Source organism: Pseudoalteromonas shioyasakiensis, from assembly GCF_022398475.1.
Taxonomy (GTDB): domain Bacteria; phylum Pseudomonadota; class Gammaproteobacteria; order Enterobacterales; family Alteromonadaceae; genus Pseudoalteromonas.
On record NZ_JAKEVM010000224.1, the window covers coordinates 1 to 4,081 of the forward strand.

3 protein-coding genes are annotated in these 4,081 nt (G+C 34.5%); all 3 read right to left on the reverse strand.

The window, feature by feature from the left end; genetic code table 11:
• Positions 1-216: 216 nt before the first annotated feature.
• Positions 217-456, reverse strand: a complete 240-nt coding sequence (locus L1D51_RS20735; protein ID WP_239964721.1) for a hypothetical protein — start codon at positions 454-456, stop codon at positions 217-219.
• 74 nt (positions 457-530) lie between these two features.
• Positions 531-3,044: an antiviral RADAR system adenosine deaminase RdrB gene (rdrB, locus tag L1D51_RS20740; protein ID WP_239964723.1), complete on the reverse strand. Its 2,514-nt coding sequence runs from the start codon at positions 3,042-3,044 to the stop codon at positions 531-533.
• Positions 3,037-4,081, reverse strand: a 1,045-nt coding sequence (locus tag L1D51_RS20745; protein WP_239964725.1) for a hypothetical protein, incomplete at its 5' end; no start/stop codon positions are given. The genes rdrB and L1D51_RS20745, both read right to left, overlap by 8 nt.

The window sequence follows — 4,081 nt, forward strand, 5'->3', positions numbered from 1 at the left end:
AAATTAATCAGTTCAGCAGCTTGCTCTAAATAAGCTTGTAAATCAATTACTTATTCTTTATCGAGAACTAATGCTTCAAAAAACAACCCCGACTTTTTACGAATGTAAACTGAAAAGCCATACTTAGGTGACGATTTAAAACTAACTTCATAATCAGCTGCTACCAACTTTTCTGATACTTCCTTTTTTGAACCTTTCTGTATATTAAAATATTCCCTAGTTTTTTAATACAGTTGATATCTCTTTTGCTTCATGTTCTGTCAAACGTATTTGGTTATATGTTGTTCCTTTAGTTGTTAATCTAAGATAAGTTGCCTCATCAGTTTTAATCACTGCAAGGCTAGCGTTTGACTTTTCGGTAATCACCCACTTAAATTCATATTTATCAATGTAATATTCATTACTCATAGATTGAAAACTAAAAATCACTAAAATTAACAAGTAAACATTTCTCATGAAAACCCTATAAATACAATAAATTACAATTCTTACACTAGCATACATAAGCTATTTATGTTTTAGATAAATTTTTACTTATTCACCCAATCTAAGTGATTAGCCTTAAAAATCTCTACACCTTTCCTACGGACTCGTTCTATCCAATCTTCTGCTTTATTAACGCCCACATTGAAATGCTCAACAGCCGCTTTTTGCAGTACTCGGTGCTCATTCTGTATTGTGGTTGGCATTAGAGCTGCATCATCAGTATTGACGCAAACAGTAATTGACCCTTTTCTAAGACCAAAGCGATTATGCTTCTCACCATGTTTGAGCCAATCTTGTTCTGGAGGATCCCATCTAAAAATAGGATGTTCGTGATAGTGTTCAAATCGACCTATATAAATATTAGAAGTTGGGCAAGCTTCAATGATTATGCCTTTAGATGCGTAATATTCCATAGACCAGTCTTGGATAGCTTCATATAAATTTAGCTCTGGAAGAGATACAGAGTCAAAATAGTTGCCATTCTCATAACCGAAAGTTTCAGAGCTACACTTTCCGATACAGTCGACTTTTACAATTTTTTCGCGCCTTTTTTTAAAATTTTTATCTAATTCAGCTAATAAGTATGTTTGCCATAAGTTAATATGCTTAGCTTGTACGCAAGCATCATTTTTATCATAAAAATCGAGCACCCAACCGCTATATAACGGATCGTTTGGGTTTATTACAGGTGCATTAAAAGTATCTCCTGGGCTTATATTTAAAACTAGAGGACAATTACGCCTTAATAGCCAGGCATCGTATAAGCGCTTCGGAGGTTGCGCTTCACCATAAAGAAACTCACTCCAATAGTGTATTTTTTCCTGTAGTAAATGAAGAACACCAACCAAGTTAGGGACGGACTGTATAACTGTTAACGCTTTTTGATGACTCCATACTAAATTATCTAAATGCTCGCCAACAGTTAAATAAGCAGTCTGCTGACGTTGTGCCCAACTTATTGGATTGACACCTAAAGCTAAAGCATGCCCGATTCTATCCCCAACTTGAAAATCACAAAAAACAACAGATTCATCAATAGATCTCATACCCGAAAGTAAATGACTAAAGTCTTCTCCCGCATGCACTGTAATAAATGGTTTGGATAAACGGTTGCTTATTAAACCTTTTGTGGGTATTTTACTATCCCTTAAACGCCTCAAAGCAGGGGCAAATACCTCTATGGGAAGTTCATTTTCGTTCCCAGCAACATCATAACCCCGAATTGCTTTTCTAAGATCTAACGATGTGTTTATTACTTCATTTAATAGCTGAGAGCTGGCTAACTCTTTTTCTGAAAAAGTTACCGAGCTTGAAAAGTCTTGGAGATACTCAACTTGACTTTTAATTTGCGTCCGAAAGTCCTCTTGCAACTTGTCTTGACGATTACCACTACGAGTAAAATGTATTACAAAATGAGTATTCTCTGCTAAAGTACGCTCAAATATATACTTCAATGCCTTTTCAAAATATTTAGGGTTTACTGGTTTATTTTTTTTATTCCCTAAAACAAATTTTGGAACCACTCTAAATTCACGAAAAGTTCGATTATCAATGTCAGCTTCAAAATTATCGATTTGCTCTATATTCTGCTGTTCGCTTCTAGATCTTCTCATACCAAAGCGTGAAACTTCAACAAATTGACTCAATCCTACGCCAGACACAATCATGTAATTTCGTAAAATGTTACATAAACGAATTAACTTAATAAGTGAAATATTTGATGAATTATCAGTAAGTAGTCCTGTAGTGTATAATAACCAGCGCTTAACAGAAGATTGGCTCAAGCAACTACTTCTACTTATGAACTTTTGGGCTTCACTAATATCAGGAAACTGATCTATCGCATCCAGCGTTTTACCTTGAAAGATGTGGACACCATCCACACTGTCCATGCTTTTGTCGGAATAAAATAAACGAGAGGCGGTATCATCGGCCAAAATACCCACCTCGTTCACCAAACTAGCTTTCGATAAGTAACCACTTTCATATAGAGAGTATTCTGTTCTAGTTGGCCACATGAACTCTTGATTTATAGTGTTACCGTATAAGCAAAAACTTAACAAACTCGGCCCTAGATAACCATGTCCACCTAAATGAACATGGTTATCAGCAAATTGGTTACCTATTTGATCTTGTGGTAATGCGAAAGGGCATTGATTCTTCTCAATGCAATTGGATAGTTCTTGAGCGCCAAATTGATGTTGTTTACACAAATCTGCGTACCCTTGAGCAATTATCCAAGTACCATCTATCAATGACAACAACTCTAACCATTCAGATAACTTTTCCGGTTTTACAAGGAAGCAATCACCATTCCATTGTAAGTATTCAACATTTAGGCTCGTTAAAAATGAGTTAAAACAAAAGCTATGGCTATCATACATTTGCTCAACAATAGCCTTCACATCATCAGTCCGTAGCTTTCTTTGCAAATAAGGTTGGTAATCTAAAATAGCTCTGGCTAATTCCTCTTTTTCATCAATACATTCGGTGAGTAGGAAACGATCTGATGAAAGAAATGCAGCAGCAGCAATTGAGCCATCACTAGCCTTAATCATTCTCTAAATCCATTTTTGAAACTGCAAGTAAAGTATTTTTTAAACGTTCATCTGCGATAGCATGAAAATCATCACTAGTGAAGAGCTTACCATCAAACTCATTTATGGCCTGCTGGATTGGAAGTAAGACTTCACTCAATAGCAATCTACCACCTTCACTATCTCTTAGTGCTTGCAATTTGGAAAGGATTGTCTTCTCTGTAGACACTCTACCATTGATAAAATTACTTAAAATGATCGCAATATTTTGGTAAGCATCACCAATTATATGACTTAGTTCAAAGTCACAATGTTCTAAAGTGTCGTTATCTGAACTTAGGCTTTTGAAAGTAAAGTTTTCACTTATTTTTTTATCACTACTATCTGTTACTGAATCAGTATCCTTATTACCTATTTTCAATAATTTTTGAATACTTTCACTATCTGAAAAATGAAATATGGGGTGCTCTGATATAGCATTATGTAATTGCATAACCTGTTGAAGCTGAAATTTTTTAATTTGATTGCCTTCAAAACCACTCAATTCTTCTTCTACCAATTTTAGATTGCGTTGATAAGTTCTTTCGTAACTTATGATTTTATCTTCACTTCTAACTGTTGATGATTTTGCGCCTATTAAAACATTTGCATAAATTGCTTCGCCAAAAATTCCAGCTCTTAAAATTGAGTTCAATAAGTTATATTTAAATCGAATGACCATATCTGTTAAATGCTCATCTTTAAAAGCCTCTGAAGTATATTTATTATTTTTGGCTCTTCTAAAATTACCTTTAATTACATTCATAGCTGTTAAGACACTATTAAAACAATAAGAGAAAATAGGTATCAACTTAATGGCATCAAAGTCTTTAAATACATCATTATGCTTCTTTCTCCACGAACGAATTTTTGCACTTAAAACCAGTGATGAGCTGATTACAGTGTTATCTTCAGAAAATGAGAGCTCATCTTCTTCGCCATCAAAAGCTATTTTTGTGTCAGCCATTGAAATAATACTATAAAATGGCTTTCTCCTTAAAATTTGGTAGACATTGGTT